This window comes from Actinomyces sp. Marseille-P3109 (genome assembly GCF_900323545.1).
Lineage (GTDB): Bacteria > Actinomycetota > Actinomycetes > Actinomycetales > Actinomycetaceae > Actinomyces.
In genome coordinates, this window is the sequence record NZ_OOHN01000008.1 from 1,815,226 (window position 1) to 1,841,692 (window position 26,467).

A 26,467-nucleotide genomic window follows, 5' to 3' on the forward strand; every position below is an offset into this window, starting at 1 on the left:
CGCCAACACCTGTCGCCGTTTACCTGCTGCTGCGTGACTGCCGCTGCCTGACGCTGCTGGCCACCGCTACCCACCACTGCCTATCGCCGACGACTGCCGAAGCCACCGCGCGAAGCCGCCGCACCAGACCGACCGGACCGCCGCCCGTCCCCGCGCACCTCCTGGATCCCGGCATCCGCCCCCACAGGTCCCTTCCCCGCACCCTGCCACGTCCCTTCCCCGCACCCTGCCACCTCCCCTTGCACCTGGCGTCGTCGCCGCCATCGGCGACGTACTTTCCCCATGAGGACTGCGTCTTCTCAAAGACGACGACGCCCAGACACCAGTCGTTCACCACGAATCGCAGTCCTCACGACAAAAGTACGTCCTCAGTCACCGTCAAGCCCGCCGGCACGCGCACTATCCAGCACCTGGGCGGGGATGCCGCCGCACCCGCCCACGCTCGACGGTGTTGAAGCACGCCGACGACGACACCCCCGCCCCGGCACGCAACCGGGTCCCGCCCACCTGGTGGTGGGCGGGACCCGGTGATGCTGGGCTCCCCCGGCCGTCGACGGCTCTCAGGCCACGTCAGGCAGCGGGGAGAAGCTCACTTGAGGGTGACGGTGGCGCCGGCGCCCTCGAGCTGCTCCTTGGCCTTCTCGGCGGCCTCCTTGTTGGCGCCCTCGAGGACGGGCTTGGGAGCGCCGTCGACGAGCTCCTTGGCCTCCTTCAGGCCGAGGGAGGTCAGGGCGCGCACCTCCTTGATGACCTGGATCTTCTTGTCGCCGGCGGCCTCGAGGATGACGTCGAACTCGTCCTTCTCCTCGGCGGCGGCCTCGCCACCGGCAGCGCCGGGGGCGGCAGCAACGGCCACGGCGGCCGGAGCGGCGGCGGTGACGTCGAAGGTCTCCTCGAAGGCCTTGACGAACTCGGAGAGCTCGATGAGGGTGAGCTCCTTGAACTGCTCGATGAGCTCTTCGGTGGTCAGCTTCGCCATGATGGGCGTTCCTTCCTTATCTGGTTCCTGCGCGCGCAGGGTTGGTGGATGACGCGTGCGGCCTCAGGCCGCGGTCTCCTGCTTCTCGCGCAGGGCGTCGACGGTGCGCACGGCCTGGGAGGCCGGTGCGGCGAAGAGGTACGCAGCCTTGGACAGGGACGCCTTGACGGCGCCCGCGGTCTTGGCGAGCAGCACCTCGCGGGACTCGAGAGAGGCAAGCTGGTCAACGCCGTCGGCGGACAGCACGGCGCCGTCCATGACACCGCCCTTGATGACGAGCTGCTGGTTGTCCTTGGCGAAGTCACGCAGAGCCTTGGCAGCCTCAACCGGTTCACCGGTGACGAAGGTCAGGGCGGAGGGGCCCGTGAGGTCGTCGGCGAAGCCCTCGAGCCCGACCTGGCGGGCAGCGATCGCAGCAAGCGTGTTCTTCACCACGGTGTACTCGGCGTTACCGGAGAGGGAACGACGCAGCTCCTTGAGCTGGGCGACACTCAGTCCCCGGTACTCAGTCAGCAGGACCGCGTCAGCCTGGCGGAACTTGTCCGCCAGAGCAGCGACGGCTGCTTCCTTGTCAGGCCGTGCCATGGGCCCTCCTTCCGTGGTATGCCGCAGGGCCCACCCACTGGAAAAGCCCCGCGCCGGTGGGCACGGGGCTCGCTTCCGGGCACGCCCGGAAGGGGTCACGTTCTCACCTGCGCCGGCCTCACCTCAAGTGAGCTTGGTCCCGCCGGAGCGGGAGACCTGCGGTCTTTGGCAGAGAGCACCATACCCAGTGGCGCACCCGTTCACGCAAGACAGGGCGCCGTGGAACTGGTCACTGGCACTGGCGACCGGACCTCGCACAACGCCGGCAACAGGCTCGACGATGGGACACGGAGTCTGCGTCGTCGTCCTGCCATCGCCCGATGGAGCATCAGACCCCGAGGCTGCTGGCCAGCGCCTCGCGCTCGGTGACGTCGTACCAGAGCAGGTCGGCCTCGGCCGCACGCTCGAAGGCGTCCTCGTCGCCGAGCCGGGCGGCATGCACGTCGGCCTCCGCCTCAGCCTCGTCCACGAGCAGGGCGGCCACGTCATCCCAGGGGATCTCGGCGCTCACCTCGACGGTGCCGGGCAGGACGTCCCCCTCGACGGCGAGCTCACGCACGTGCTCGGCGTCGACGTCGGCGGCGATGACGATACGTCGGTCGGCCAGCCCCTCGGCGCCGGGCTCGGCCAGCAGCACGAGGGAGGCATCGGCGGCGCACAGCGAGGCGGAGACCTCCAGCCCCTCCTCGTCCTCCTCCGGCAGGGCGTGGGCGAGGGCGGGGGTGGCGGCGTGAGCCAGGAGGGGCTCCTGTGGCGAGCCGAGGACGGCGACGCGCAGGTGCGCGGCGGTGGCGGGAAGGTAGATGCGCATGGCCCCAGTCTGCCTCACCGGCCCTGCCCCGGTGGACCACGGAGGACACGGGACTGACGGCCGCGCCTCGCTGCGCTCGGACTGCACCGGAGCCCCGGAAGCCGAGCCGAAGCGCACGTCCGCAAGGGCAGGGAGGCCCTGCACCGCACGGCCACCCGCGCCGGGAGTCAGTACCGATGGCGCCCCGTTCTTGGCGGCGCCGGAGGACCGTCATCGCCTCCCTCGCGGCCGCCTCGGTTGCCTCCCGGGCTCGGGCTCGGGTCCTGCCCCACCCCGCGGCTCAGGCCCGGCCCCTCCCAGCGCGACGGCATCTGCGGCGGCAACGGCGGCTGAGTCGGAGGCTGGGCCGACGGCGGTACAGGCCGCTGCGACGGCTGCGGGGCGCGCGCAGTGGAGTGAGGCGCCCCAGGAGCCGGCATGTGGGCGCCGGCCGCCGGGGAGCCGTCGCCGCGCCGCCGCCGCCCGCCCCTGCTGCGCGTGGTGGAGCGCCTCCTCCCGTTGGCGGCCCTGGCCTCGGCCTTGGTCCGGCCCGCGGAGCCATGGGCCTTGTCACGCTTCTTACGGCGGCGCAGCAGCGACCGGCGCGAGGAGCTGCCCTTCCGGGCGGCACCGGCCTGCGGGTCGATACGATCGACGAGTGCGCTCAGCGCCTTCCCCAGCGAGCTGCCGGGCGCCCCCTCCAGGACGCTGCGTCCCTGAAGCAGGCAGGAATCGGCGGTCGCCGCGTCATCAGGCAGCAGGACGATGTCCTCCAGTCCACCGAAACGTGCCAGGGCCTCACGCAGCGCCTGCTGGGGAGAGGGCCCGGCGGCCGAGGCCCGCACCCGGTTGACGACGACCTCGACCCGGCCGCTGGGCGTCGCGGAGGAGCCCACCTCGTCCAGGAGCTGGAGCAGGCGGCGCACACCCACCGGGTCCGCCCCGCCGACCACCAGCACGACATCGGCGCGGGACACCAGGTCCGCGGTGACCGCCCCGCGTCCGGGCTCGAGCGTGAAGTCGTCGACGTCGTCGTCGATGACACCACCGGCGACGTCGACGACGGTCCAGGCCGCGGCCTGACGGCACTGGAGCCAGACCTCGGTCATGGAGGCTGGCGGCAGCTCCCGCCAGCGCCCGGCCCGTCCCAGCCCTCCCAGTAGCGAGAGCCCATCGCCCACCGGGGCCAGGACCCGCTGGAAGCTCTCGGCGTCGAGCCGGCCGTGGGTGGCTAGGCGGGCGGCTCCGGCCAGGGCCGAGGAGTCCTCCGGCATTCCGAGGATCTGGACCAGGCTGGGGGCCTCGACGTCGGCGTCGACAAGAATCGCCCCGCCGGAGGCGGCCAGGCCGTGAGCGAGGGAGGCGGCCACGGTTGAGCGCCCGGGGGCACCGTGCGGCCCCCACACCAGGACGATCCGCCCGCGCCCGCCGTCGGGTGCCGAGGCCTGAGAGCCGGGGTGTGAGCCACCCGCGGCACCCGGAGCGGCCATGACGGTGTGCGACCTGCCCGGCGCGACCGACGGCGGCACCGCGAAGTCCTCCGGGGAGCCCTCGCCTGCGCGCTGCGCCCGCCCCGGCCCCGAGGGTCCACCCGCGAACGCACCGGGACCGGGGGCGAAGGACATGGGGCCGGGTGGAGCAGGCGCCTCCCCGGCTCCGTCCGGCCCGGGAGACTGCCGCCACAATTCCTCGAGCCGGGCGGTCTCCTGCGCGGCACTGTGCGATGCGGTCGGCGCAGACGAAGCGGGTGACGGGGGCGTGGCGGCGCTCAGCCAGTCGTTGCTCGTTGCCGCCGGGCGTGCTGGGGCATCAAGGGCTGTCCCGGCCGCGATGGAGGAGGCCGGTGAGGACGCTCCGGTGCCGGCCGCGCCGCGGCGCACGAGGTCCTGCATCACGGAGCGGATGCGGCTGGGGGCCGAGTCGCGGCTCAGGACCGGCCACCCCGCGCTGCGCCAGCGCTCCTCCTCGCGGGCCTCCACCAGGAGCAGCCCGCTCAGGCCGGCACGGCCGAGCCGGTCCAGGACGGTGCGGTCGATCTCGTCGAACCCGGTGTCCAGCAGAGCGAAGGACGCCAACCCGGCCATGCCCGCCGAGAGCAGCTCGGGCAGGTCGGCGCACCTGCGTACGACGCACAGTCCGCTTCCCGACTGACTCAGCGCGCGCAGGATGTCGGCGTCGTCGCCGCTGAGGGCCAGGAGGATCCCGGCGCCCGGGGCACTCACGACGCTTTCTCCGCAGGCGCCTCCTGGCCGGTGGGAACCAGGACGAGTGATCCCTCCTGCCCGACGGCGCTGAGGACGGCGGCCAGGGAGTCCTCGGGAACCTTGACCTCCACCCCTGTGCTCGGCGCGGAGATCAGCCCCTTGTTGACCTCGCCGACCGAGGCGATGACCAGTCCCGTGGCCACTCGGCGGGCCCCGCCGTCACCGGTCTGCTCCTGCCCGGCCTGGTCGGTTTGACCGGTGGTGGGCGCCTGGGTGGAAGGGCTGCCGACGGCGCTCTCCTTGGGTACGAGCCACAGGTCGACGTAGTCACCGACCTTCGTCGAGGCCGGCAGGTTGGAGGCGACGTTGAGGACCACCGGCCGCAGCGCCTGCTCCCGGCTGCTGTCCACGGCCACCGCCGCCAGCAGCTCCCCCTTGCTCATGGAGCGGGTGGCCACAGCGCCGTCGGGCAGGTGTCCGACCTCGACGTAGGCATCGGTGCCGGGATGAGCCTCGACCGCGGTGAGGACGCCGTCGGCGGTCAGGTCGGCCCCGGGGGCGACGTCCTTGGAGAGCACGTACACGCGGGTGGTGTCTGCGGCGGCGTCGACGGCCCAGGCTCCCAGGGCCACGGCCGCGGCGACCAGGACCACTCCCCCGGCCATGCGCGGATCCTTCCAGGCGGGGCGGCGCCATCGGCCACCACGGGGACGCTCGGGCACCGCTCGGGAGTGCGCACTGCGAGATGATGTCACGGGAATCCTCCTTGATCGCCTGCAATCATCGTCAGGATAAAATGATACCTCACGGTTATCCACAACCTTCTTTGAGAATTGTGGAGAGGGACAAGCAGTGGGATCATCGTTCTATGAGCACACGATTCCTGACTATCGCCGACGTCGCCGAGCAGCTCCAGCTGTCCGCCCAGGCCGTGCGCGCCCTCATCCGTACCGGAGACCTCCCAGCCATCCAGGTCGGTGCCCGCAAGCTCTGGCGCATCGAGGACCAGGCCCTCGAGGACTACATCCAGCGTCAGCTCGCCTCGACCCGGGCCATGGTGGCCGCGGGCTGGGTCGAGGACGAGGAGTCCTGAGCACACCCGCCGCACCGTCTCCAGCCGCTCTCCCGACACCCCTACGACACCTCCACACCGAAGCAGACGTCAGCGACTGCGCAGCACCTCGATCGCCGCGGTCATGACGCTGATGATCCCCGCGCCGGGCGTGCGGCGCGCACGGACCCCGCCCTCAGGGTCGAGGGCGACATCGACATGGTCCGAGCCCACCCGGACCAGCCGCCCCACCACCTCTCCGGATCCCAGGACCAGCCGCACCCGCGCACCGCGCCGAGCGATCTCACGCAGCAGCGCCCCCAACGTGGGCCGACGGCGGTCGTCCCGGGGCGCAGGGCCGGCCAGCACCGCCATCGTCGCCACCGCGGCCAGCGGAACAATCGCCTGCAGGCCCTCCCCCTCGTCGACCAGGACATAGGCGGGCTCGACCCGGGTCACGACGCCATCAACGGGCACGCCGCCGCGGGTGCGCAGGTGGATGAGACGCCCCACCGACCCTCGGAGCCGATCGACCACCTCGATCGAGGCGTGCTCAGCCTCGGCCAGCTCGGCGCTCTGCGCCACCAGGTCCGCACGACGTTCGGCATCGAAGCTGCTCTCCAGGTCGGCGAGCATCAGGTCCCAGTCCATGTCCTCACCTCATCACACTCGGCGCTCCGTGCAAAGCCGCTCACCCCTGCGCCCACCCGCTTGTCCCCGGCCCCGCCCCCGGGCCATGGGCACCCGCGGCAGTGAGTCTCTGCGAGTCGCCACAAGTCACCATGAGTCACTGACTCCCTGAAAGAGAAGACACCATGTCAGACAGCGCGCCATTCACCTTGACATGAGGACAGCATCAGAGTAAACCTAACATCATCAAACATCATCATTGGCGATGGGGGCTGTCATGGGGACACGGTTACAGCTGGCACTACTGGCCGGGGTGTCCGGCATCGTCCTGCTGCTTCTGGGACACGCGGCCCGCAGCGCCACGGCGAGCCTGCTGGAGGTCCCGCCACAGTCCTGGGGAACGGGCCACCTGTCCGACGCCGTCGTCGCTGGGACCTGCGCAATCGGCGCCCTGGGCGCCCTGTGGCACGTAGCCTCGGCCGCACTGGCCCTCCTCGCACTCCCCGCCTCCCACGATCCCCAATCGACCCACGAGACCGATGTTCCCGGACTGGCCGCCAGGATTCTTGATGGGTGGGGAGCCCCGGCGGCCCGACGCATCGCGGCCTCCGCCCTGGTCGTCTCCCTGTCCTCGGCCCCGGCCCTCGCCGCCGAGGAGGCCACCGGCAGCGACGACCTGGGGTGGAGGCCCACGAGCTCGGCACCCGCCTCACCCTCCCAGTCCCCGACGCCGTCACCGCAGTACGGACAGTCGTCGTCGGGCCCCATCGGCCACGGGGACTCGTCCCCCACCGTCGATCCGGACGGTTCAGGATCCCACAGCGACTCGTCCGCGTCTCCGCCGTCTCAGGCCCCCTCGACCACCCCGGACGGCTCGAGCGGCCCTGGCGACGCAGCCGGCTCAACGCCGCCCGGCACATCCGGGGAGAGATCACCCGCCTCCGGTCCCGGGACGTCGTCGGGTCGCACTCATACCGTCCTGCCCGGCGAGAGCCTGTGGTCGATCACCGCCCGTCTCCTGCCCGCCGGGTCCAGCAGCGCACAGATCGCGAGGAGCTGGCCCGCCCTGTATCACGCCAACGCCGATGTCATCGGGGCGAACCCGTCACTGATCCGCCCCGGGACGGTGCTGACCGTTCCGAGCCCCCTGGCACCGCCGAGCACGACGACAGGAGGCCAGAACCCATCGAGATGAAGCATCTCCCAGCCGCAGGGCTATGAGACTCCACCACGGCCTCGGGCCACCGCCTCACCGCCTCACCGCCAATTCCATCCACCTCCAGCCACCTCCAGCTCCGTGCCCATGAGGCACCATCGCACTCCCAGGAGCCCGCCATGACTGTCACCGCCACCGCAGCTCGAGCCACTCGTGCCGTCCGCCCCGCCCGCCGCGAGGCCACCCCTCTGCACCGCACCAGGGACGGACTGGTCCACCGGGCCAGGTGGTCCACGGGACGCAGCCCCGCAAGCCCGTCAACGAGCCCGGCGACACCGAGTCTCACGACCACCTCACCAGAAGGCAGGCCGGCGCCGGCACCGACGCCTCACGCACGGCCGCGATCGTGGTGACTGCGGCCAGCGAGGTCCTGGCGGGGCTGCGTCCCGTGGACCACCTGGCCCGGTGGACCAGTCCGTCCCTGTTCGACGCACTCGCCCGCAGGGCGGGGCTGGCCTCCAGGATCCTGGGGCACCGGCCGTCGTCGAAGCGCCCGCGCATTCGCAGCGTGCGCACCGAGCTGACGATGTCGGGGGCCTGCGAGGCGACCGTTCTCCTGGAGGAGGGCAACCGGGTCCGGGCCGCGGCAGCACGCCTGGAGCTGCTGCGCGAGCGCTGGATCCTCACCGGCCTGGAGATCGCGTGATCCCGCCGGATCCTGGCGGTCTACCAGGTCCGACGGGATCGACGGCGGTAACGTCAGCTCTCGCCGTGCTTCAGTGGCGGCGCTTCTTCTTGGATCGACGACGCTCGGCCCGGTTGCCGCCCGAGGCCGACGAGCCGGAGCTGGAGGCTCTGCGCGAGGAGGCGCCGAAGCGCTCCTCCTCGTCACCGGACTCACTTGGACCGGAGTAGGTGATCCGCTGCTCCATGGAGGCCTGCCCCGTGTCCCCCAGAACCGTGCCCCGGCCCTGGCCGGCGGCCCCGCCCACACGGATGCCGGCCGCCGCGGTGGCGTTGGCCTTGGCGACCGCCTGGGCGGCCTCCGCAGTGCCGTCCTCGGTGGCGCGCTGGGCGGCGGCGTCGAAGCGGTTGACGTTGGCGAAGATCTGCTCGACGGTCTCCTCGCGGATCCCCTCCATCATGGCCCGGAACATGCGGGCGCCCTCGTTGGCGTACTCCACGAGGGGGTCGCGCTGGGCCATGGCCCGCAGCCCAATGCCCTCCTTGAGGTAGTCCATCTCGTAGAGGTGCTCCCTCCAGCGCTTGTCCACCACGGCCAGCAGGATGCGGCGCTCCAGGGTGCGCATGGGCTCCTCGCCGAGCTGGGCGTGGGCCAGGGCGTTGGCGTCGATACGCGCCTCGGCGTCCTCGTAGGCCACGGCGACGTCCTCGCTGAGCTCGTCGATGAGACTCTCCGATGTGAGCGAGTCCTTGCCGCCCAGGGCCTCGACGACCTCGTCCTGGGTGAGGCCCACCGGGTAGAGGCGGCCGAGCTCGCCCCACAGGGCGTCCAGGTCCCACTCGTCGGGGCGGCCCTCGGCCGTGCCCGCATTGACGATGGAGGCCACGGCCTGAGCCCGGAATGCCTCGACCTGAGGCTCGAGGTCCTCGCCATCCAGGACGCGGCGGCGCTCGGAGTAGACCTTCTCACGCTGCTCGGTCATGACGTCGTCGTACTTGAGGACGTTCTTGCGGATCTCGTAGTTGCGTGACTCCACCTGGCGCTGGGCGCCGGCGATGCCGCGGGTGACCATCTTGGACTCCAGCGGGACGTCGTCGGGGTAGGCGCCCGAGGACATGATGCGCTGGGCGAGCCCGGAGGCGAACATGCGCATGAGGTCGTCCTCCATGGACAGGTAGAAGCGGGACTCGCCCGGGTCCCCCTGACGACCGGAGCGTCCGCGCAGCTGGTTGTCGATGCGCCGCGACTCATGACGCTCGGTACCCAGCACGTAGAGGCCGCCGAGCTCAACGACCTCGTCGTGCTCGGCCCGGCAGGCCTCCTTGGCGGCGGACAGCGCCTCGGGCCAGGCCTTCTCGTACTCCTCGGCGTTCTCCTCGGGGTCGAGGCCGGCCTCCTTGAGGGCGGTGACGGCGATGTGCTCGGCATTGCCGCCCAGCATGATGTCGGTTCCGCGCCCGGCCATGTTGGTGGCCACCGTGACGGCGCCCTTGCGGCCGGCCATGGCGACGACGGCGGCCTCACGGGCGTGCTGCTTGGCGTTGAGGACCTCGTGGGGGATGCCGCGCTCGCGCAGCCGCTCGGAGAGGACTTCCGACTTCTCCACGCTGGTGGTACCCACCAGCACCGGCTGGCCGGCCTCATGACGCTCGGTGATGTCGTCGACGACGGCGTCGAGCTTGGCCTCGACGGTGGTGTAGACGAGGTCCGGCTGGTCCTCACGGATCATGGGCTTGTTGGTGGGGATCGGGACGACGCCGATCTTGTAGGTGCCGGCGAACTCGGCGGCCTCGGTCTCGGCGGTACCGGTCATGCCCGAGCGGGAGCCCTCGGGGTAGAGGCGGAAGTAGTTCTGGAGGGTGATGGTGGCCAGGGTCTGGTTCTCGGCCTTGATCTCCACCCGCTCCTTGGCCTCGATGGCCTGGTGCATGCCCTCGTTGTAGCGGCGGCCGGGCAGGACGCGACCGGTGTGCTCGTCGACGATGAGGACCTCGCCGTCGCGCACGATGTAGTCCTTGTCCCGGTGGAAGAGCTCCTTGGCCTTGATGGCGTTGTTGAGGAAGCCGATCAGGGGGGTGTTCTCGGACTCGTAGAGGTTGTCGACGCCGAGGTAGTCCTCGACCCGCTCGATACCGGGGGTCAGCACGCCCACGGTGCGCTTCTTCTCGTCGACCTCGTAGTCCTTGCCCTCGCGCAGGCGCTCGGAGATCGTGGCGAACTCCTTGTACCACTTGTTGACGTCCCCGGTGGCGGGCCCGGAGATGATGAGCGGGGTACGGGCCTCGTCGATGAGGATGGAGTCGACCTCGTCGACGATGACGAAGGCGTGGCCGCGCTGGACCAGGTCCTCGGGGCGCTGGGCCATGTTGTCGCGCAGGTAGTCGAAGCCGAACTCGTTGTTGGTGCCGTAGGTGATGTCGCAGGCGTACTGCTCGCGGCGCTCGGCGGGGGCCTGCCCCACGAGGATGCAGCCGGTGGTCAGTCCCAGGAAGCGGTGGACGCGCCCCATGAGGTCGGACTGGTACTCGGCGAGGTAGTCGTTGACGGTGACGACGTGGACGCCCTTTCCGGTCAGGGCCCGCAGGTAGGACGGCATCGTGGCCACGAGGGTCTTGCCCTCACCGGTCTTCATCTCGGCGATGTTGCCGCGGTGGAGAGCGGCACCGCCCATGATCTGGACGTGGTAGGGGCGCATGCCGAGCACGCGATCGGCGGCCTCCACCACCGTGGCGAAGGCCTCGGGCAGCAGGTCGTCGAGGGTCTCCCCGTCCTGGTAGCGCTCCTTGAGCTCGTCGGTGATGTCGCGCAGCTCGGCGTCGGAGAGCTCGCTGAACTCATCGGCAAGGGCCTCGACCTGGTCGGCGATGGCTTCAAGCTTCTTCAGGGTGCGGCCCTCGCCAATGCGAAGGATCCGGTCCACGATCGACACGCTGCATTCTCCCTTGGGACGTCTGTTGCGAAGAGCCGCGATGAGGCGGGGCCGATTCAGCCGGATCGGTCATCGGCACAGGCCTCACGAGCTACCTGCCTCCGTACTCTAGTGGACCTACGTGGACAGCGGTCTTCCCACTACCGAGATTCTTCCCACCGAGGACACGGCCCCGCCACGGGACCATCACAGGACCGATACGAGTCTGGTACGGGCCTGGCAGGGGGCCACAGCTTACGGAGACGATCACCCATCGCACCCCGTTGTGGACCGCGAGCGCCCGAGCGTGCCACGCGGCCGCGTTGCTCTCACAGTGGAGGGCATGCCTGACCTGTTCCAGTGCCGACCTGACCGCGCCACCGGGCCCCGCCCGCCGCGCAGGCTGTCGCTCGGGCTCTCAGCAGGACTCGCGCTGGGGCTCTCGCTCGGCCTGCCGGCCAGCTGCGCGGGCTGCGGACGGTGGGAGACGACCCTGTGCCCTCAGTGCCGCGAGCTGCTCGAGGGAGAGCCCTTCATCGTGGAGCACGCCGACGCCGCCGGTGACCTCGACGTCCTGGCACTGGCGACCTACACCGGTCCAATACGCGCCATGGTCCTGGGATGGAAGAACGGCTCCCGGGAGGACCTGGCCGAGGCGATGGCGCGGGCCGGCCGGCGCCTGGGGAGATACTGGGCGCACGCGCACCCGCCGGCGGAGGTCTGGGCCGGGCCGCCCGGGGACCGTCCCGGATACCACTCGGTTTCCGGCCCCGGCCGCTCCACCACCCCGGCCGCCCCGGTTCTGCTCGTCGTTCCAGCGCCTTCCAGGATGGCCCGCCGGCTGCGCGGCCGGCTGGTGGCGGCGCAGCTGGCCGACGCCGTCGCCCAGGGCATCGCCGAGCGGTGGGCTCATCGGGAGCGGACGGGCGGCTCTTCCCTCGCCCCCACCTCGTCCGCGCCCCTGCAGTCACCACCTCCGACTCGGACCAACTCGCCCCCGCCTCTCATCCTGAGCGCGGACCTGCTGCGTCGCCGGGGCGGCGGGGCGCACCAGGCCGGGCGCTCGTCGCGTCAACGGCGGGGCAATCGCGCCACGGCCCCACGTCTTCTGACCCCCGTCACCGGCCTGCCGGCCCTCCTGGTCGACGACGTCGTCACCACCGGGGCCACCCTGGGCGCATGCGCCCGGGCGCTGGAGGGGGCTGGAGGCCGGGTGCTGGGCGCCCTGGTCCTGGCCGCCGCCCCGCCTCCGGCGCGCGCGTCCGTCATGGTCCCGGTCAGAACCACCAGCCGGAGCCTGCCGCGGCGGCCGGCACCGTCCCGGCTGGGCGCCAACAGGCTCCCGCCGATTGTTCCGGTGCCGGCAGAGCCACCACGATCACCATCGAGCCCCCGTTGAAGCCGCCATCAACGAGAGCCGCCCCTCCTCCACCACGGGTTTGTCCGCCTGCGGCGATCAGGGGGCTCCTCAAGGCCGCGGCACGTTCGAAAAGGAGGCGTGAACAGCTCCATATGGTGTACCTTGTGTGGCACAACGCACAGGTGATTCCCGTCGTCGACAAGGACAGTCCGTCGGGTTCCCGCCTCGGTGCATGAGGGCCCCTCGCGAGGTGACAGGAGGTGATGACACCAGTCCCAACCCGCCGTGAGATGTGGCGGGTACTTGTCGCACACGGTCCATCTGGACCGGCCCACGAGCCCAGAAAGAGGTTCCACCATGGATATCACCGTCGTCGGTCGTAACGCCGAGATCAGCTCTCGCCTGCGCGACTACGTCGAGGACAAGGCCGTCAAGGTAGAGCAGTTCGACCCCCGGGTCCAGCGCGTCGAGGTGGAGGTCACCCACGAGCGCAACCCACGTCAGGCCGACACCGCCGAGAGAGTAGAGATCACCGTCGTCTCCAAGGGCCCGATCATCCGGGCGGAGGCATCCTCCTCAGACCGCTTCGCCGCTTTTGATATCGCCATGGGAAAGCTGACCGAGCGCCTGCGCCGGGCTCGGGACCGTATGAAGGACCATCGCCGTCGCCACACCGTGGCGGCTCCCAGCGAGGATCCACAGACGGAATCAGTCCCGGATGAGCCCGCCATCCCCGACACCAGTGACGCGCCGATCGAGGACTCCCCCTCCGCTCCCACCGAGCCCGGTGTCGCGGTCGAGGCCCAGCTCGGTGACTCCCCGGTGATCGTGCGCCAGAAGCTGCACGAGGCCAATCCGATGACCGTTGACGAGGCCCTGAACCAGATGGAGCTCGTGGGACACCCCTTCTACCTGTTCATCGAGAAGTCCTCCAAGCAGCCCTGCGCCGTCTACCACCGTCACGGGTGGACCTACGGCGTCATCCGCCTGGACGCGCAGGTTCTCTAGCCTCAGGCCCCGCCCTCACCCTGATTCCGGGTGCTCCACGGCCCCTGCGGGCCGGGAGCACCCGGACTGTCTCAGGGCAGGTGTTTCAGGGAAGCGGGAAGGATGGGTCGGCGACCTCCGAGGTGATCACCCTCCAGGTCGCCCCACGGCGCTGCCAGGTCTTGCCACCGTCGCCGATGAGGAGGAGGGACTCCTCGGAGCGGTCGGAGATGACGGAATGGGCCTCCTTCACACCCACGAGCGTGTTGACCGCACCGCCGATCTGGACGAGGCGCACCTCGGGCACGCCACTCCCCTCGGCGCTGCTGTCGGCCAGGACGCACACGGCGTTAGGGGCGCACCAGGAGATGCCGCTCGTGCCCGCGCCACCGGCGCGAGGCATCTCCAGAGCGGGCCCGAGCCCCTTGGGGCGGCCGTCCTGCTCCCGGATGATGACGGCAACGGCGACCCGGCCGTCGGATCGCCGCACGGCGATCCGCTCGGACTCCACGGACAGGTCGAAGGCAGCGATGGCGGCCTCCTGCAGCCAGGATGACTCCAGGGAGGCGCGCTGCCCCGAGCCGTTGACGGCGGTGAGCTGCCCCTCGGCCAGCAACCAGGCCCAGCCGTGCCGGTCTCCCAGCGGCGCGCCCAGTCCCCCGGCGCCCGCGGAGGGGTCCCCCACGGACAGGATGACGCTGGCGGAGTCCTGCCCCTGAGGCAGACGCAGCAGGCTGGAGGCCGACAGCGCGTAGACGGTCCCGTCCGCACCGAGGCTCGGGCTGCGGGCATCGCCGGTCCCCAGGGCCCGATCGGTCGCCAGGGTGACGCGGCTCGAACCCGTACCGCGCACGACGGCGCCCTCCGACATCCCCACGACGCCGCCGACCTCCGGAGCCATCGGGGTCAGCTGGGCGGCCGAACCGAGGTCGACGGTGCCCGCAAGCACCCGGACCCGGTCGATGCCGCTGATCTGGAGGAGGCTCTGCTCGATCTGGGCCACCATGAGCCGACGCGCCTCCTCCGAGGCGGGGTCGGAGTCCGCGCTCAGGTGGACGGTGGCAGTCCCCGCCTCGACGACGACGCCCCGGCTCGCGCGCTCGGCGTTGCGCGGGATGAGGCTGAAGACCCCATCGCTCAGCCATGCGGAGGGCCCTCCGAGCAACCCGGAGACCAGAGAGTCGGCCTGCGAACTGCGCGGGTACCACCTCAGCTCGGAGACGAACCTGGTCCGGTCCCGCGACAGGAAGGCCAGGGCACTGACCGCGAAGTTCTGCATGAGCCGGGAGAAGGGCAGCAGGATCCCGTGGGGCAGACCGACGATGCGCCACTGGCCGGTGGAGTTGGTGGCCAGGGAGAACTCACCGACATAGGTGGCCCCCTCCTGGGCCGGAGTGAAGACACCCAGGGAGTCCAGGACCCCCACCTGCCCGGAGGTCACCGTGAAGGCACCGTCGGCCGCCACCGAGACCTGCGGCTCGGTCGAGCCGCTGTAGGCGCTCACCGTCTCCAGGGGCTTCCACTGGGTGGCGGTGCGCTCGGTGAGGAACTGCTTGGCGGTGGCGAAGTCGTCGGAGAACCCGGCGATGGCGGCACGCAGGAAGCCGTTGACGACGTCCTCGGCGGAATCGCCCTCACCCGGCCCGGGGGCGGTCTCGATGAGCGCGTTGGTGTCGGAGGCGGCCACTCCGGAGCGGCTGACCCCGCTGGAGGTCGGCAGCGCCGTGCACCCGCCCAGGACTCCTGCGGCGGTGGCCGACAGCAGCCCCAGCGCACCGCGGCGGGTCAACCGGCGCCCAGCGCCCAGCGGACGTCCACGACCATTCCCATGGCCGCTCCCGGAGTGGTTCACGTGGTGGTTCATCGACGCCTGCCCTCCTCATCGACCTCTTCGGGGGTGCGGGTGGCCGGCTCCTGCCCCGGCAGGACGACGACGACGCGTCCGACGTCCTCGGTGACCGCGTCGTGGCTCTCCCCGGCCAGGGGGATGTCTCCCAGGACGACGCTCTGGCGCGCCCGGCGCGTGGCCGGGGCGGGCCCCAGCGGGCCGACCGGGGAGAAGGAGGAGTCCTCGTCGGCCAGGATCCCCGCGCGAGCCACCGCCGGCGCGTCCTGGGGGACGAGATCGAGAGGACCGGGGCCGGCCAGCCGGCCCGGGCCGCCGTCGGCCCCCTGGGTGCGGGGCAGGACCAGGAGGAAGGAGGCGCCGTCGGCCGGCCAGCCCCAGGCGGACAGGCGTCCGCCGTGCAGTCGGGCGTCCTCCATGGCAATGGACAGTCCCAGGCCGGTGCCTCCCAGACTGCGCTTGCGGGAGGGATCGGCGCGGTAGAAGCGGTCGAAGACCTTGGCGACGATGTCGGGGCTCATCCCGATCCCGTGGTCGCGCACCCGCACGGCCACCGCGTCCGCGTCCACGGCGACGGTGACGTCCAGCGGCTTGCCCTCGCCGTGCTCAAGCGCGTTGACCACGAGGTTGCGGATGATGCGCTCCACCCTGGTGACGTCGACCTCCGCCGTGGCAGGCTCCTCGGGAAGGTGGAGGCGCAGCTCGGTGCCGGTGGCGTCGAAGTGGAACTGGGTGGTCTCGATGACGGTGTCGACGACCTGGGCGAGGTCGACCTCCTCCAGACGGAGCTTGACGTTGCCGGAGTCGATGCGGGAGATGTCCAGCAGGTCGGTGAGCATGGTCTCGAAGCGGTCCACCGAGCTGGACAGCACCTGGATACTGCGCAGGGCGAAGGGGTCGGAGATCTCCTCGCGAGCGTCCTGGATCTGCTCGGTGGCCAGGCGGATGGAGGCCAGCGGGGTGCGCAGCTCGTGGGAGACGTCGGACACGAAGAGGCGCTGCACCTTGGACAGGGACTCCAGCCGCTCGATCTGGTCCTCCAAAGAGGTCGCCATGTGGTTGAAGGACCTGGCCAAGGTGGAGATCTCGTCCTCGCCCTCGATGCTCAGGCGCTCGGCCAGCAGCCCGGAGGCCAGGCGCTCGGCGGCCCGGGCGGTGTGGCGTACGGGGCTGAGCACCCAACGGGTGAAGGCCCACACCACGACGATGAGGATGGCCAGGAAGCCCAGGCCGCCGATGGTGATGTTGCGCGAGGCCAGGGAGACGATGCGCTGCTCGCTGGCCAGGCTGTAGACGAGGTAGAGGTCGTGCTCCCCGGCCAGGGGCAGGCTCACGCGGGTCCCCACGATGAGGCCCGGGTCGGTGCCGCCCTCGGCGTTGGGCACCGCCACCGACTGCCAGTGCTGCGAGCGGGCCCCGCCCTCGTCAAGGGCCTTGGTCATCTCATCGGTGATGAGGGAGCGCAGGCGGGTGTCCGTCTCCAGGTCGTTGACCACTGTTGTGGAGGTCTCCTCCTGGTTGCGCAGCATGAGGACCCCGACGCCGCCGGAGGAGGAGATCGAGTCCTTGGCAACGTTGACCTGCTGCTCCGCGGTGGCGGACACCTCGTCGACGGTCACGGCGGTGGTCGAGTCGAACTCGGCCTGGGCGACGCTGGCACGCAGCGCGGCATCGGCAAGGATGACGTCGCGCTGGTCGGCAAACACCTCCGACCGGATCCGGTCGGTCACGAAGGTCAGCAGCAGGACGATGAGGAGCAGGCCGATGACGGTGGCGGTACACACCATGCGTACCTCGAGGCTGCGGCGCAGCAGCCCCGGCAGGGGCAGACGCCGAACGATCCGTTCCTCCGCAGTGCCCACCGATGAGCCCATCGACGTGCCCACTGAATTACGCATCGGGTTCATTGTAGGGCGCCCGATGCGCCGTCGCTCACGCGGATTCGCCGACCCTGTAGCCGACACCGCGCACCGTCACCACGATCGAGGGGCGCTCGGGGTCCTTCTCGATCTTGGCCCGCAGGCGCTGGACGTGGACGTTGACCAGGCGGGTGTCGGCCGGGTGCTGATAACCCCACACCTGGCTGAGGAGCTCCTCACGGGTGAAGACCTTCCAGGGGGAACGGGCCAGGGTCACCAGCAGCTCGAACTCCAGAGGCGTCAGGGCGATGACCGACTCACCGCGCTTGACCTGGTGACCGGCGACATCGATGTCGAGGTCCCCGGCGCGCACGTGCTCGGCCGCGCCCGGGTTGGTGCGGCGCAGGCGGGTGGAGACGCGGGCCAGCAGCTCCTTGGACTTGAAGGGCTTGGTCACGTAGTCGTCCGCGCCGGCCTCGAGACCGGCGACGACGTCCTGGGTGTCGGTGCGCGCGGTCAGCATGATGATCGGCACGTCGGACTCGGAGCGGATGAGCCGGCAGATCTCGACACCGTCGAGCCCCGGGAGCATGAGGTCGAGGAGGACGAGGTCGGGGTTGACCTCATGGAAGGCGTCCAGGGCCTTGGCCCCGTCATGACAAAGGGTGGGCGTGTAGCTCTCCGACTCCAGCATGATGCCGATCATCTCGGCCAGGGATGCATCGTCGTCGACGACCAGAATGCGCGTGCTCATAGCCCGTATCTTGGCATGAGCCCCGGGAGCCAAGGGACATCTAGGACACTGGGATGGCGTTCACACTTTCCTCAGGATTTTAGGAGAATCCCTTCAGTTACGGGAAAAAACGGTACAGGCGCACCTGGGAACCGGGAATATTGCAGCCGAACCGTGATCTTCGCCGGACGTCCCCTCGGGGCGCACCTGCGGCTCAATCGCTCCTCCCGGCACGATTTCCTCCTCCAGAGGGAGGGCGCTGCCGCAGGCAGACGTGACAGCATGGGCTTATGAGCACCGACCCCCACTCCGACAACCTCGACCCGAGCAGCAACGCGAGCGGTGAGGCCCCCGCCATGGCGGGCGGCTCAGTCGGCGGCGACCAGGACGGATGGCAGGCCCCCGACTCCGGGACGTTCAGCGGGGCATCCCCCTACCCGTCGCAGGGATCACCGCAGTCCGGCTACGGCAACTACCAGACACCGCCGGTGGGCCAGCCGGGCTCAGCCCCTGGATACCCACCGCCACCAGCCGGTGGCCAACCGGGATACGGACCGGGTGGCGGATACGGCCCCGGTAACCCCGGATCCGGCGGTTACGGTCCCGGCTACACGCCGTACCCCGGCTCTGCCGGCTACACGGACTACACCGGCTACTCGTCGGTCATCGCCCCCAAGCCGGCGATCATCCCGCTGCGTCCGCTGTCCATCGGGGAGATCCTCGGCGGGGCCTTCGAGTCGCTGCGCGCCAATCCCAAGGCGATGTTCGTCCCCTCACTAGTGGTGATGAGCATTATGGGCCTCATCTCCGCCGGCGGTTTCGCCTTCTTCTTCTCCCGACTCAGCCTGCCGGGCGTCACCACCTCGGAAGAGCTCACTGACGCCGAGATCGAGGCCAATCTGGACAAGCTCTGGTCATCGATAGCAGGCCTGGTCGTCCAGACCGGCCTGACCAGTGTGCTGACGGTATTCGCCGCCTCGATCCTCACCGGCCTGCTCATCGTCACCGTCTCGCGCACGATCCTGGGCCGCAAGGCGTCCCTGAGCGACGTGTGGCAGCGCACCAAGCCACGTGTCGGGGCGCTCATCGGTCAGGTGATCATCATCCAGATCATCCTCGGTGTTGCGACAGTGGTCTTCATCGCGATCGGGGTCGGCGTCTTCTGGCTGCCGATGAGCAGCGTGATCGCCAACGGCGGCGATGACGGCTCCGCCGGGCTCATCGTCCTCACCATCATCGGGCTCGTCGTGGCGACGCTCGCGTTCATGCTGGGGCTCTTCGCCCTGGGCTGCAAGCTGTGCCTGGCGCCGGCGGCTCTCATCCTGGAGAACATCGGCGTCTTCGAGGGGATCTCCCGCTCCTGGGCCCTGACTCGCGGCTACTTCTGGAGAGTCGTCGGCGTTCGGCTGCTCTCGACGATCATCATCAGCGTCGTCAGCTGGGCGGCCTCCTCCGCGCTGAACTTCGTGACCCAGGGACTGGCGCTCATGGCACCCAACGCGATGCTCGCCGTCCTGGCCGGATCGGTGCTCGTCTCCAGCCTCATCCAGGCCGTCACCATGCCCTTCGACTCCGCCGTGGTCGCCCTCATCTACACCGATCTGCGGATGCGCTCCGAGGGCCTGGACGTCGAGCTGCGGCGCGCCGCCGGAGTGTGAGCCGCTCGTGGTGAGTATCAGCACCATCGGCGCGCTCGGCGCCGAGGCACCGGCCACGCCCGACGCCGATGAGGCTCGTCGGGCGGCCACCAAAGAGCTCTCCCGCGAGATCTACCAGGACCACCCCGATCTGTGGGACCGGTTCTGGCAATGGATCCTGGACCTCCTGGACACCCAGAGCCTGGTCCCCGGGGTCCCGCCCTGGGTGTCAACGGCGATCGTCGTCACCATCAGCGCCGCCGTCATCGCCCTGCTGATCCTCCTGACCACCCGGCTCACCTCGGCACGCCGGGTCAGGACAGCGCCGCTGTCGGTGTTCACCGACGACCGCGACGCCGCCACCCTGACCCGGGCCGCGGACGAGGCGGCCGAGCGGGCCGACTTCGCCACCGCCGTCGTCGAGCGATTCCGGGCCATCATCCGGTCCCTCGATGAGCACGGCGTCATCGACGAGTACCCGGGCATGACGGCGCTGGAGGCCGCCGCGCTCACGCACCAGTCCCTCGGCGAGCACCCGGTCGTGGCCCCGCTCTACGAGGCGGCGCACCTGTTCGACGCCGTGCTCTACGGCCGGGTGGTCTCCACCCGGACCCAGGACCAGCAGATGCGCGAGCTGGCCGAGCAGGTGGCCCAGGTCACCGTACCCGTCGACCGTCAGGACGCACTCGTCGGCGCCCCCGTGACGCTCCCGGGGGCGCCCGCATGAGCTCGTCGACCCGGACCTCGCCACCGTCCCCTCCCCAGTCGGAGGCCTCCACCGACCAGGTGACCAGCCCGCACTGGTCCCACCGGTGGCGCCGCTGGCGTGCGGTGCTCGTCCCCCTGACCCTCATCCTCATCTCCGCCCTGGTCACCCTGTGGACCAGGCCGACGACCTCGCATACCCCCCTGGCCATCGACAACCCCGGCGCGTCGGGAACGATGGCCCTCGCAGAGCTGCTGCGCCATGAGGGGATCTCCGTGAGCAAGGTGGGCAACACCTCCGCAGCGCTGGCGGCGAGCCGTCACGGGGCCACCATCGCCGTGGTCAACGCCAACCGCCTCAGCCAGGACGAGCGGGAGTCCCTGGCCCGCTCGGCCGGAGACGTCGTCGTCATCGGCGCCCAGGGCGGTAGCAGCGCCCTGGACGGGCTGACGGACATGGCCAGCAAGGGCTCAGCGGCCCCGGCCTCCACCACCCTGAAGGCGGAGTGCGCCGACGACGACGCCCAGGCGGCCCAGGCGCTGGCCGGCGCACAGGCCTCGGTGTCGCTGCAGGACGACGATGACGCCGTCGGCTGCTTCCCGGTCGGCGAGGACCGCTACGCCTACGCCACCGACGCCCTTCCCAGCGGTGCCAGGTTGAGGGTTCTCCCCGATCCGGGGCCCGCGACCAACGCGCACCTGGCTCAGGAGGGGCACGCCGCCCTGAGCGTGCGCATGCTGGGCCATCATGACGAGGTCGTGTGGCTGGACGGCAGCCACATCGAGGCCCCCTCCGTGTGGAACTCTCCGTCCACGCCCGCCTGGCTGCCGGTCCTCATCCTTCAGCTCCTCCTCATGGGAGGCGTCCTGGCCGTGGTCCAGGGGCGTCGCTTCGGAGGGCTCATCACCGAGGACCTGCCCGTCGTCGTGCGCTCCACCGAGACCACACTGGCGCGAGGCCGTCTCTACCGACAGGGCTCGGACCGCCCTCGTGCGGCCGAGGCGCTGCGCTCAGGCGCCGCGCTGCGCCTGGGCACCGCCCTGGGGCTGCCCCCCGGGACGTCGCGCCGCGACCTGGTGGCGGCTGTGGCCCAGGCCTCCGGAATCGATCCGTCCACGGTGGACTCTCTCCTCTACGGTCCGCCACCGACCAGCAACAGGGCCCTGGCGACCCTGGCAGTTCAGCTTGACCAACTCGAGAGCGAGGTTCACTCCCAATGAGCACGGACAGCACCGACTCCACCAGCAACCTGGGCGGCACAAGCCGCGTAGGCGGCGACGCCCGGCCTTCTCCGGCCCCCCAGGGCCCGGGAGCCCCGAGCGCCCACCAGAGCGCCGGGGCCGACCCGCGCAGGCGGCTCGTGGCCGTGCGCAGCGAGGTGGGCAAGGCCGTCGTCGGCCAGGACGCCGCGGTGACAGGCCTGGTCATCGCCATGCTCGCGGGCGGGCACGTCCTGCTCGAGGGGGTTCCCGGGGTCGCCAAGACCCTCCTGGTGCGCTGCCTGGCGACCGCGCTGGACGTGGAGACCAAGCGCATCCAGTTCACCCCCGACCTCATGCCCGGCGACGTCACCGGCTCCCTCATCTACGACTCCCGCAGCGCCCAGTTCTCCTTCAGGGCCGGGCCGGTCTTCACCAACCTCCTCCTGGCCGACGAGATCAACCGCACCCCGCCCAAGACGCAGTCGGCGCTGCTGGAGGCCATGGAGGAGCGCCAGGTCTCCGTTGACGGCGAGCCCCGGGCCCTGCCGGATCCCTTCATGGTGATCGCCACCCAGAACCCGGTGGAGTACGAGGGGACCTACCCGCTGCCCGAGGCCCAGCTGGACCGGTTCCTGCTCAAGCTGGTGCTGCCTCTTCCCGAACGGGCCCAGGAGATCGAGGTCCTCTCCCGCCACGCCTCGGGCTTCGACCCACGCAACCTGCTCTCGGTCGGGCTGCAGGCGGTGGCCAGCGCCGAGGACCTGGCGCTGGCCCGTACCCAGGTGAGCACCGTGGGGGCCACCCCCGAGGTGCTGGCCTACGCGGTCGACCTCGTGCGCGCCACCCGCTCGATGCCGTCGGTGGCCCTGGGGGTCTCTCCGCGTGGCGCCACCGCGCTCCTGGCGGCGTCGCGGGCCTGGGCGTGGCTGGCGGGCCGATCCTTCGTCACCCCCGATGACATCAAGGCACTGGCCCTGCCGACCCTGCGTCACCGCATCCAGCTGCGCGCCGAGGCCGAGATGGAGGGCGTCACCCCCCAGTCGGTCGTCGAGTCCGTCCTGAGGACCGTCCCGGTTCCGCGCTGAGGGCCCGGCCGACGCGCCGCCCCGACCATTCACCCGACTCACCCGACCAACTCATGACAGGAGAGGCATGTTCCTGACGATGCGCGCCGTGTGGGCGCTGCTTCCGGGGATCGTCCTGGTCCTCCTCGTCCCCCGCCCGGCGACCGCGCTGGGCTGGGCCGGCGTCGTGCTGCTCCTGGTCGTGATCGACGTCGTCTACGCGCCCTCGCCCCGTCTGCTGCGGGCCTCGCGCGCCGTGGCGCACGGCGTGCGGCTGGGCGAATCCGTCACCTCGACGCTGACAGTCACCAACACCGGCCGGCGCACGATGCGGGTCCTGCTGCGCGACGCCTGGCCGCCCAGCGCGGGGGCGACCCACGAGCGCGGCGAGATGCACATCCCCGCGGGGCAGCGGCGTCGGCACTCCACTGTGCTGACCCCCCTGCGCCGAGGGGACCGTGAGGCGGGGGCGTTGACCGTCCGGGTCGTCGGCCCCCTGGGGATCGCGGGGCGTCAGGCCTCCCTGAGGGTGCCGGCGGTCGTCAGGGTGCTGCCGGCCTTCCGGTCACGGCGTCACCTGCACTCGCGCCTGGCCCGCCTGCGGGAGATGGACGGGCGCAGCGCGGTTATGGTGCGCGGCGAGGGAACCGAGTTCGACTCCCTGCGCGAGTACGTCGTCGGCGACGACGTGCGCTCCATCGACTGGCGCTCCACCGCCCGCCGCGGCGAGGTCCTGGTGCGCACCTGGCGTCCCGAACGCGACCGGCGTGTCCTCATCGTCATCGACTCTGGCCGGCTATCGGCAGCCCGTCTGGGGGACGCGCCCCGGCTCGACGCCCAGATCGAGGCGACCCTGCTGCTGGCCGCCCTGGCCTCCCGCGCCGGCGACCGGGTCGACGTCATGGCACTGGACGACGCCGTCCGCGCCCAGGTGCGGGGCACTTCCGGGCCGGTGCTCATGAACGCGCTGGCCGACCACCTGGCCACCGTCGAGCCCCGCCTGACCGAGCTGGACTGGACGATGCTGGCCTCCCGGGTGCGCACGGCGCTCTCGCAACGAGCCCTGGTCGTCGTCATCTCCGCCCTCGACGGCAGCGGCGGGGACGCGGTGATGATCCGCACCCTGACGACGCTGGCCCGCGACCACACGGTCGTCCTCGCCTCGGCTCTGGACCCGGAGCTTGAGGAGCTGCGGGCCGCGCGAGACGACGCCGACTCCGTCTACGTGGCGGCGTCGGCCGAGAAGGACCTGGTGGAGCTGGAGGCGGTCCGTCGCCGCCTGCACCGCGGCGGGGTGGAGGTCGTCGAGGCGCCCGACCAGGGACTCGCCCCGGCGCTGGCCGACTGCTACCTGGACCTCAAGGCGGCGGGGCGACTGTGATACGTACCAGCATCGGCGTCCGGCGCCCGGTCGACGGGCGCACGACGGCGCACCGGTCAGCCGACCTCGGGCCGGATGTAGCCGGCCTCATCCTCCTCGAGGTCACCGGTGACCCCGCCGATAACGGCGGAGCGTCCCAGGATCAGTGTGTAGGCCCACAGCAGCGCCAGCGCTCCGGCGCCGATGGCGATCTTGACCGGCCAGGGAATGGGTGCCGGAGTCACGAAGGCCTCGATGAAGCCGGCGACGGCCAGGGCCACGGTCAGGCCCACGGTCACCGTGATGAGGGCTCGCCCCTCCGCGGCCAGGGCGATGGAGCGGCTGCGGGGGCCGGGAACCAGCATGGTCCAGAACAGCTTGAGCCCCGCAGCGCCCGCGATGAAGACGCAGGTCAGCTCCAGCAGCCCATGAGGGGAGATGAGCGACAGGAACACGCCGAGCATGTCGTGGTCGGTCATGACCGCCCCGGTCTGCCCCAGGGCGACGGCGTTCTGGTACAGCAAGTAGAGCGGCAGGAGCCCCGTGATCCCGCTGGCCACGCAGATCGCCGCGATCCGGGCGTTGTTGGTCCACACCTGGGCGGCGAAGTCCCGGGCGGAGTAGGTGGAGTAGTAGGACTCGAAGGACTCGTGGGCGTACTTGTCCAGCTCCCCGGGGGTCCCCAGGGAGGCCATGGCCTCGGGGCTGTGCAGGGTCCACGCACCAACCGCCACGGCCAGGGCGATCTCGACGACCATGACCCCGCAGGTCCACCAACGGATCCGGTAGAGGGCGGCCGGCACGACCTGGAGCACGAACCGGCGAACCGCGTGAGTGCGCACCTCCCGCGTCCCAGTCAGACGGCCGCGGGCAGTCGCCACCCGGGAGGACAGCTCGGCGATGAGCTGTGGATCCGGTGCCGCCGAACGCACCCGGGACAGGTGGCGGGCGCAGGTGCGGTAGAGGGCCACGAGCTCATCGGTCTCAGCACCACTGAGGTGGCGACGCGCCACGAGCGCGTCAAGACGTTCCCACTGATCACGGTGCGCAACAGCGAAGGCATCAAGATCCACGCAAGGAGTCTGTCATGGTGACCGAGTCGTCCACATCCTCCGAGCGGATGATCGAGCGCGAGCTCATGGTCACCGGTGAGGCCGTCGCCCTGGAGGTCGTCCCCGCAACGGTTGTCAATCGCATCACCTCGGGGATCATCGACTACGCCGCCTACCTCCTGGGCGGGGCCCTGTCCATGTTCGGGGTGGTGGTCCTGGCGACCGCTGACGGGCCAGGACTAGGCGAGAACCTCGCTTTCGTCAGGGCGATAATCGCCCTGGTCGCCCTGGCCTGGATGGTCGTCATCCCCCTTCTCGTTGAGCTCCTCAGTGGGGGCCGGAGCCTGGGGCGCATGGTGACCGGGACCCGGGTGGTTCGCGACGACGGCGGTACCGTCAGGTTGCGTCACTGCCTGGTGCGGACCCTGCTCGCCGTGGTCGAGATCTGGCTGACCTGGGCCATGCCGGCTGTGTGCATCAGCATCGTCTCCAAGCGGGGAAAGCGGCTCGGGGACCTGCTGGCGGGCACCTACGTGGTTCGCGACCGTCACCGTTCCGCCACGCCCCCTCCCCTGCTCATGCCGCCGGAGCTGGCCCAGTGGGCGGCGGGCACTGACCTGCGCGGTCTGCCCGGAGAGCTGAGCCTGACGGCGCGGACCTTCCTGCAACGGGCCTCCTCCCTGACTCCCGCCTCCCGTTCCCGTCTGGGGCTCGGGCTGGCGTCCCATGTCCAGGGATACGTCTCTCCTCCGCCGCCCCCGGGCACGCACCCCGAACGGTTCCTCGCCGCGGTGCTCACCGAGCGACGCAATCGTGAGCTGGTGCTGGAGACCCGGGACCGACGCCTGGAGGAGGAGGTGCGCAACGACATGGCGCGCCCGCCCTACGGGATCGGCAGGGAGACACGACGGCACTGACCGCCCCGGGGATGCCTCTCGTGGAGGGGCGGTCCCGGTTCAGGACTGGGGCTCGGAAGCCGTCACAGACGTGCGCAGCGCCTCATGGACCAGGAGGATCGGGACACCGTCGCGCACCGGGTAGGCCAGACCGACGGTCTGGGAGATGAGGGCGAGGCGGCCGGAGTCGTCGACGCCGTTCATGAGCTCCTCCCCGCTCAGAGGGCAGCGCAGAGCGGCCCGGAGCGCTCCGGTCAGGACCGGTGCCCCCGACTCGGAGCGGGAGTCGTCCGCACGCGGGCTCATGCGTCGTCCTTCTGTCCGCGCAGTACCCGCAGATGGCCGCGCCGCAGGATCTCGTCCTCGGCGACCTCCGGCGGGGGCGGCAGCGGGGCGGTCGCTCCGAGTCGGGGGCGGTGCTCGGCCGGTGAGGAGACGGGGCGCGGGGCGCGGGAGGCCTCGCGGACGGCGTCGGCCAGGGCCAGGAGGTCGTCCTCACTGGGGGGCGCCGGCTCGAACTCGGTGGCCAGGCGGATGATCTGCCAGCCACGGGGGGCGGTGAAGGAGGAGACGTGCTTCTCGCACAGGTCGTAGGCCTCGGGCTGGGCCTCGGTGGCCAGCGGCCCCAGCACGATGGTGGAGTCCGCGTAGACGGAAGTCAGGGTGGCCACGGCTGGACGCTCGCAGCCGGGCTTGCGGCAGTGTCGGACTCTTCTCACGCCCGCAGGTTACCGTGCCGCTGCCCGGCGGTCATCCAGACGGCGCCTAGGCTGACGG

24 protein-coding genes are annotated in these 26,467 nt (G+C 70.9%); 11 read left to right on the top strand and 13 right to left on the bottom strand.

Translation table 11 applies throughout. From position 1 onward, the window contains the following. Positions 1–589: 589 nt before the first annotated feature. From rplL to BQ8008_RS07940, 5 genes are all read right to left on the bottom strand, one after another. Positions 590–979 (bottom strand): 50S ribosomal protein L7/L12, encoded by a 390-nt coding sequence (rplL, locus tag BQ8008_RS07920; protein WP_003783501.1) that lies wholly within the window; start codon positions 977–979, stop codon positions 590–592. Between the two features lie 63 nt (positions 980–1,042). Next, the gene (rplJ, locus tag BQ8008_RS07925; protein ID WP_108833537.1) at positions 1,043–1,564 is read right to left on the bottom strand and encodes a 50S ribosomal protein L10; all 522 of its coding nucleotides are present in this window, start codon (positions 1,562–1,564) and stop codon (positions 1,043–1,045) included. 328 nt (positions 1,565–1,892) lie between these two features. Further along, positions 1,893–2,375, bottom strand: a complete 483-nt coding sequence (locus BQ8008_RS07930; protein WP_108833538.1) for a DUF6912 family protein — start codon at positions 2,373–2,375, stop codon at positions 1,893–1,895. Between the two features lie 167 nt (positions 2,376–2,542). Then, on the bottom strand, positions 2,543–4,576 hold the full coding sequence (locus BQ8008_RS07935) for an AAA family ATPase (RefSeq protein ID WP_108833539.1): 2,034 nt from the start codon (positions 4,574–4,576) through the stop codon (positions 2,543–2,545). Further along, the gene (locus BQ8008_RS07940) at positions 4,573–5,223 is read right to left on the bottom strand and encodes a hypothetical protein (RefSeq protein ID WP_108833540.1); all 651 of its coding nucleotides are present in this window, start codon (positions 5,221–5,223) and stop codon (positions 4,573–4,575) included. Before BQ8008_RS07940 ends, BQ8008_RS07935 begins: the two co-directional genes overlap by 4 nt. Before the next feature lie 203 nt (positions 5,224–5,426). Here BQ8008_RS07940 and BQ8008_RS07945 point away from each other — a divergent pair, with 203 nt between their 5' ends. Continuing rightward, positions 5,427–5,651 carry a helix-turn-helix domain-containing protein gene (locus tag BQ8008_RS07945; RefSeq protein ID WP_108833541.1) on the top strand — a complete coding sequence of 75 codons (225 nt, stop codon included), beginning with the start codon at positions 5,427–5,429 and terminating at the stop codon, positions 5,649–5,651. A 69-nt stretch (positions 5,652–5,720) separates the two neighbouring features. Here BQ8008_RS07945 and BQ8008_RS07950 read toward each other — a convergent pair whose 3' ends face one another. Continuing rightward, a complete protein-coding gene (locus BQ8008_RS07950) occupies positions 5,721–6,260 on the bottom strand; it encodes a Fis family transcriptional regulator (protein ID WP_108833542.1) in 540 nt (179 codons plus the stop codon). Between the two features lie 256 nt (positions 6,261–6,516). On the opposite strand from BQ8008_RS07950, the gene BQ8008_RS07955 reads away from it, so the two are divergent. Continuing rightward, complete coding sequence (locus tag BQ8008_RS07955) at positions 6,517–7,434, top strand: LysM peptidoglycan-binding domain-containing protein (RefSeq protein ID WP_234415288.1); 918 nt, start codon at positions 6,517–6,519, stop codon at positions 7,432–7,434. A 247-nt stretch (positions 7,435–7,681) separates the two neighbouring features. After that, positions 7,682–8,101: an Rv3235 family protein gene (locus BQ8008_RS13445; RefSeq protein WP_234415289.1), complete on the top strand. Its 420-nt coding sequence runs from the start codon at positions 7,682–7,684 to the stop codon at positions 8,099–8,101. A gap of 70 nt (positions 8,102–8,171) precedes the next feature. Here BQ8008_RS13445 and secA read toward each other — a convergent pair whose 3' ends face one another. Then, positions 8,172–11,009 (bottom strand): preprotein translocase subunit SecA, encoded by a 2,838-nt coding sequence (secA, locus tag BQ8008_RS07970; protein ID WP_108833546.1) that lies wholly within the window; start codon positions 11,007–11,009, stop codon positions 8,172–8,174. Between the two features lie 322 nt (positions 11,010–11,331). On the opposite strand from secA, the gene BQ8008_RS07975 reads away from it, so the two are divergent. Beyond that, positions 11,332–12,387 (top strand): ComF family protein, encoded by a 1,056-nt coding sequence (locus BQ8008_RS07975; RefSeq protein ID WP_108833547.1) that lies wholly within the window; start codon positions 11,332–11,334, stop codon positions 12,385–12,387. 318 nt (positions 12,388–12,705) lie between these two features. Beyond that, positions 12,706–13,356 carry a ribosome hibernation-promoting factor, HPF/YfiA family gene (hpf, locus tag BQ8008_RS07980; protein WP_108833548.1) on the top strand — a complete coding sequence of 217 codons (651 nt, stop codon included), beginning with the start codon at positions 12,706–12,708 and terminating at the stop codon, positions 13,354–13,356. 85 nt (positions 13,357–13,441) lie between these two features. Here hpf and BQ8008_RS07985 read toward each other — a convergent pair whose 3' ends face one another. From BQ8008_RS07985 to mtrA, 3 genes are read right to left on the bottom strand one after another with little or no spacing between them, the layout of a single operon-like run. After that, a complete protein-coding gene (locus BQ8008_RS07985; RefSeq protein WP_234415290.1) occupies positions 13,442–15,199 on the bottom strand; it encodes a GerMN domain-containing protein in 1,758 nt (585 codons plus the stop codon). Beyond that, complete coding sequence (gene mtrB / locus BQ8008_RS07990; protein ID WP_108833549.1) at positions 15,196–17,079, bottom strand: MtrAB system histidine kinase MtrB; 1,884 nt, start codon at positions 17,077–17,079, stop codon at positions 15,196–15,198. The genes BQ8008_RS07985 and mtrB overlap by 4 nt, the downstream gene beginning before the upstream one ends. 34 nt (positions 17,080–17,113) lie before the next feature. Further along, entirely contained in the window at positions 17,114–17,794 is a 681-nt protein-coding gene (gene mtrA, locus BQ8008_RS07995) for an MtrAB system response regulator MtrA (protein ID WP_108833550.1), read from the bottom strand. Between the two features lie 269 nt (positions 17,795–18,063). On the opposite strand from mtrA, the gene BQ8008_RS13450 reads away from it, so the two are divergent. From BQ8008_RS13450 to BQ8008_RS08020, 5 genes are all read left to right on the top strand, one after another. Further along, positions 18,064–19,431 carry a DUF7847 domain-containing protein gene (locus BQ8008_RS13450; protein WP_199907961.1) on the top strand — a complete coding sequence of 456 codons (1,368 nt, stop codon included), beginning with the start codon at positions 18,064–18,066 and terminating at the stop codon, positions 19,429–19,431. Positions 19,432–19,447: 16 nt separating this feature from the next. Next, positions 19,448–20,137: a DUF4129 domain-containing protein gene (locus tag BQ8008_RS08005; protein ID WP_108834795.1), complete on the top strand. Its 690-nt coding sequence runs from the start codon at positions 19,448–19,450 to the stop codon at positions 20,135–20,137. After that, complete coding sequence (locus BQ8008_RS08010; protein ID WP_108833552.1) at positions 20,134–21,336, top strand: DUF4350 domain-containing protein; 1,203 nt, start codon at positions 20,134–20,136, stop codon at positions 21,334–21,336. The genes BQ8008_RS08005 and BQ8008_RS08010 overlap by 4 nt, the downstream gene beginning before the upstream one ends. After that, positions 21,333–22,403, top strand: a complete 1,071-nt coding sequence (locus BQ8008_RS08015) for an AAA family ATPase (protein WP_234415291.1) — start codon at positions 21,333–21,335, stop codon at positions 22,401–22,403. Before BQ8008_RS08010 ends, BQ8008_RS08015 begins: the two co-directional genes overlap by 4 nt. Before the next feature lie 67 nt (positions 22,404–22,470). Beyond that, the gene (locus tag BQ8008_RS08020) at positions 22,471–23,763 is read left to right on the top strand and encodes a DUF58 domain-containing protein (protein WP_108833553.1); all 1,293 of its coding nucleotides are present in this window, start codon (positions 22,471–22,473) and stop codon (positions 23,761–23,763) included. Positions 23,764–23,819: 56 nt separating this feature from the next. On the opposite strand, the gene BQ8008_RS08025 is transcribed toward BQ8008_RS08020, so the two are convergent. Continuing rightward, positions 23,820–24,815 (bottom strand): stage II sporulation protein M, encoded by a 996-nt coding sequence (locus BQ8008_RS08025; protein ID WP_108833554.1) that lies wholly within the window; start codon positions 24,813–24,815, stop codon positions 23,820–23,822. 14 nt (positions 24,816–24,829) lie between these two features. On the opposite strand from BQ8008_RS08025, the gene BQ8008_RS08030 reads away from it, so the two are divergent. Continuing rightward, complete coding sequence (locus BQ8008_RS08030) at positions 24,830–25,711, top strand: RDD family protein (protein WP_108833555.1); 882 nt, start codon at positions 24,830–24,832, stop codon at positions 25,709–25,711. Between the two features lie 39 nt (positions 25,712–25,750). Here the strand turns inward: BQ8008_RS08030 and BQ8008_RS08035 are convergent, their stop codons facing one another. Both BQ8008_RS08035 and BQ8008_RS08040 read right to left on the bottom strand, forming a co-directional pair. Next, complete coding sequence (locus BQ8008_RS08035) at positions 25,751–25,996, bottom strand: Trm112 family protein (protein WP_108833556.1); 246 nt, start codon at positions 25,994–25,996, stop codon at positions 25,751–25,753. Beyond that, positions 25,993–26,361 carry a DUF3499 domain-containing protein gene (locus tag BQ8008_RS08040; protein WP_234415292.1) on the bottom strand — a complete coding sequence of 123 codons (369 nt, stop codon included), beginning with the start codon at positions 26,359–26,361 and terminating at the stop codon, positions 25,993–25,995. The genes BQ8008_RS08035 and BQ8008_RS08040 overlap by 4 nt, the downstream gene beginning before the upstream one ends. Positions 26,362–26,467: the final 106 nt, after the last annotated feature.

Bases quoted from the DNA above. Each gene is read 5' to 3' on its own strand.
- rplL (WP_003783501.1), bottom strand. From the start codon at position 979: ATGGCGAAGCTGACCACCGAAGAGCTCATCGAGCAGTTCAAGGAGCTC.
- rplJ (WP_108833537.1), bottom strand. From the start codon at position 1,564: ATGGCACGGCCTGACAAGGAAGCAGCCGTCGCTGCTCTGGCGGACAAG.
- BQ8008_RS07930 (WP_108833538.1), bottom strand. From the start codon at position 2,375: ATGCGCATCTACCTTCCCGCCACCGCCGCGCACCTGCGCGTCGCCGTC.
- BQ8008_RS07940 (WP_108833540.1), bottom strand. From the start codon at position 5,223: ATGGCCGGGGGAGTGGTCCTGGTCGCCGCGGCCGTGGCCCTGGGAGCC.
- BQ8008_RS07945 (WP_108833541.1), top strand. From the start codon at position 5,427: ATGAGCACACGATTCCTGACTATCGCCGACGTCGCCGAGCAGCTCCAG.
- BQ8008_RS07950 (WP_108833542.1), bottom strand. From the start codon at position 6,260: ATGGACTGGGACCTGATGCTCGCCGACCTGGAGAGCAGCTTCGATGCC.
- BQ8008_RS07955 (WP_234415288.1), top strand. From the start codon at position 6,517: ATGGGGACACGGTTACAGCTGGCACTACTGGCCGGGGTGTCCGGCATC.
- BQ8008_RS07975 (WP_108833547.1), top strand. From the start codon at position 11,332: ATGCCTGACCTGTTCCAGTGCCGACCTGACCGCGCCACCGGGCCCCGC.
- hpf (WP_108833548.1), top strand. From the start codon at position 12,706: ATGGATATCACCGTCGTCGGTCGTAACGCCGAGATCAGCTCTCGCCTG.
- BQ8008_RS07985 (WP_234415290.1), bottom strand. From the start codon at position 15,199: ATGAACCACCACGTGAACCACTCCGGGAGCGGCCATGGGAATGGTCGT.
- mtrB (WP_108833549.1), bottom strand. From the start codon at position 17,079: ATGCGTAATTCAGTGGGCACGTCGATGGGCTCATCGGTGGGCACTGCG.
- mtrA (WP_108833550.1), bottom strand. From the start codon at position 17,794: ATGAGCACGCGCATTCTGGTCGTCGACGACGATGCATCCCTGGCCGAG.
- BQ8008_RS13450 (WP_199907961.1), top strand. From the start codon at position 18,064: ATGAGCACCGACCCCCACTCCGACAACCTCGACCCGAGCAGCAACGCG.
- BQ8008_RS08010 (WP_108833552.1), top strand. From the start codon at position 20,134: ATGAGCTCGTCGACCCGGACCTCGCCACCGTCCCCTCCCCAGTCGGAG.
- BQ8008_RS08015 (WP_234415291.1), top strand. From the start codon at position 21,333: ATGAGCACGGACAGCACCGACTCCACCAGCAACCTGGGCGGCACAAGC.
- BQ8008_RS08020 (WP_108833553.1), top strand. From the start codon at position 22,471: ATGTTCCTGACGATGCGCGCCGTGTGGGCGCTGCTTCCGGGGATCGTC.
- BQ8008_RS08030 (WP_108833555.1), top strand. From the start codon at position 24,830: ATGGTGACCGAGTCGTCCACATCCTCCGAGCGGATGATCGAGCGCGAG.
- BQ8008_RS08035 (WP_108833556.1), bottom strand. From the start codon at position 25,996: ATGAGCCCGCGTGCGGACGACTCCCGCTCCGAGTCGGGGGCACCGGTC.